Origin of the sequence: Candidatus Ruminimicrobium bovinum, assembly GCF_902760015.1 — a bacterium.
GTDB lineage: Bacteria > Elusimicrobiota > Endomicrobiia > Endomicrobiales > Endomicrobiaceae > Ruminimicrobium > Ruminimicrobium bovinum.
Map to the genome: position 1 here is coordinate 1 of NZ_CACWEU010000101.1, position 2038 is coordinate 2038.

The following is a 2038-nucleotide window of genomic DNA, read 5'->3' on the forward strand; positions in this document are numbered from 1 at the left end:
AGATTATGTAAAGGGTATTTCTGCGGTTTTGGATAATAGTAAAAAATATTTAAAAAAAGATTACAATGTATTTTTAGTTGCAAACGATAAATATAATTTATATCCGAAAATTGCACAACTTGCCGGAATGAAAATAGTGAATCAATTTAAAAGACCAGTTTTAAACAGAACCGAAAAAGACAAGAATGCCTATGCAGAAATTATTTTTCATTTGAAGGAGGATTAATTAATGGAAGAAAATAAAAATACATTCATTGGAGATTATGATACTGAAAAAGAAGAAGTGAACATTACTGAATATGATATTTCTGTTTCTCCTAATGATTTTAATGTAAATACAATTGTTGATCTTATGGATAAAGGAGTTATAAAAATTCCAGATTTTCAGCGTAACTATGTTTGGGATAAAAAAATGACATCTAAATTAATAGAGTCATTGATTATTGGTATTCCAATATCTCAAGTTTTTTTATATGAAGAGCAGAGAAATAATTTTTTTGTTATTGATGGACAGCAAAGATTATTGACAATATATTTTTTAAAAAAGGTTTTTTTTCGAAAAAAGATAAGAGAGTAGAATTACATGAAATAATGAATAAAAATGTTCAAGAATCCACAACAATAGAAAAACTCCAAAATCCATCAATGATTCCAGAAAAGATTTTAAGAGATACAAAATATTTTTCTGCTTTCAATCTTAATTTGTCAGAAAAAAGTAATTATTATAACAAGAACTTTGCAACTTTAAACGATGAAGAATGCTTTGTTTTTGGTTTAAAAACAATAAGAAATATTATTTTAAAACAAAATTCTCCTAAAAATGATAGTTCATCAATGTATGAAATATTTAATAGACTTAATTCTGGTAGTGTTAAATTAAAACCTCAAGAAATTAGAAAATGTATGTATCACTCTAAATTTTATGATATGTTATATAATTTGAATTTAAACAATAATTGGAGATATTTACTATCCAGTCCTATACCAGATATATATATGAAGGATGTTGAAATTTTATTAAGAAGTTTTGCAATGTTGCTTTCATATAAAGAATATTCACCAAGTATGACAAGTTTTCTTAATGATTTTTCAGATAAAGCAAAAAATTTTAAAGAAGAAGAAATAGACTTTTTAAAAGTTTTGTTTATTGAATTCATTAATTATATTTGTTCATTAAATAATAAAGATATTTTTTGTACAGAAAAAAATAAATTTAATATTTCTTTTTTTGAATCAATATTTACAGTATTATGTGAAAAAGCATATGAACAAAGAGATATTACTAAAATACATAAGGCTTGTGTTAAAAAAATTGATAATTTAAAAAATAATAAAGACTTCAAAAATGCATCAACTGAATCTACCGCAAGCAAACAACATGTTGCAGAAAGAATAAAACTTGCAAAAGAGAATTTATTGTAATGAATAAAACATCCATACATAATTTGTATACAGAATATAGAAAGATAAAAAAAATATTAGAAAAAAGTGGCGAGATATCTGTTTTAACTGACTATACTAATACAATGAGAAAAGTGTTAATACTATCAAGTGCTAGTCTATTTGAAGTTCAAATGACTGACATGTTAAAAAATTATGTCTATTCAGTTTCTAACCAGAATAAACAACTAGTTTCTTTTATAGAAAAACAAGCATTGGAACGAAAATATCATACTCTTTTTGATTGGGATAGTAACAATGTAAATCGTTTTTTAAAATTATTTGGCAAAGATTTTGAAACAAGCATAAATAGAAAATTTCAAGAAGAAGGAAAAAGAAAGAAAAATATGATAGATTTTATTGAACTTGGACATAATAGAAATTTATTTGCACATGAGGATTTTGCTAGATACGAATATAATTCAAAAAACCCAGAAGAAATATTTAAACAATATAAATCTGCAAGAAAATTTATACCATTTATTAAGGAGCAATTATTGAATGTTTCAACAACAGAAAACTAATATAGAAAATATTTTAAAAGAAAGTTTAAGAAATAAATTCCAAAATTATAATCCTGAACCTGCAGTTATGCCAT

Annotated in this window: 3 protein-coding genes and 1 pseudogene; all 4 read left to right on the forward strand. The window is 23.7% G+C overall.

Annotation, left to right across the window (positions count from 1 at the left end):
• Positions 1–226, forward strand: a pseudogene (locus tag ACMUOV_RS03740) (site-specific DNA-methyltransferase); the annotation flags it as partial.
• A 3-nt stretch (positions 227–229) separates the two neighbouring features.
• Positions 230–577 (forward strand): DUF262 domain-containing protein, encoded by a 348-nt coding sequence (locus ACMUOV_RS03745; RefSeq protein ID WP_413853778.1) that lies wholly within the window; start codon positions 230–232, stop codon positions 575–577.
• A 14-nt stretch (positions 578–591) separates the two neighbouring features.
• Positions 592–1422 carry a hypothetical protein gene (locus ACMUOV_RS03750; protein ID WP_413853779.1) on the forward strand — a complete coding sequence of 277 codons (831 nt, stop codon included), beginning with the start codon at positions 592–594 and terminating at the stop codon, positions 1420–1422.
• Positions 1422–1964, forward strand: a complete 543-nt coding sequence (locus ACMUOV_RS03755; protein WP_413853780.1) for a HEPN domain-containing protein — start codon at positions 1422–1424, stop codon at positions 1962–1964. The genes ACMUOV_RS03750 and ACMUOV_RS03755 overlap by 1 nt, the downstream gene beginning before the upstream one ends.
• Positions 1965–2038: the final 74 nt, after the last annotated feature.

Excerpts from the sequence above, each read along its gene's own strand:
- ACMUOV_RS03745 (WP_413853778.1), top strand. The coding sequence starts at position 230 with ATGGAAGAAAATAAAAATACATTCATTGGAGATTATGATACTGAAAAA.
- ACMUOV_RS03750 (WP_413853779.1), top strand. The coding sequence starts at position 592 with ATGAATAAAAATGTTCAAGAATCCACAACAATAGAAAAACTCCAAAAT.
- ACMUOV_RS03755 (WP_413853780.1), top strand. The coding sequence starts at position 1,422 with ATGAATAAAACATCCATACATAATTTGTATACAGAATATAGAAAGATA.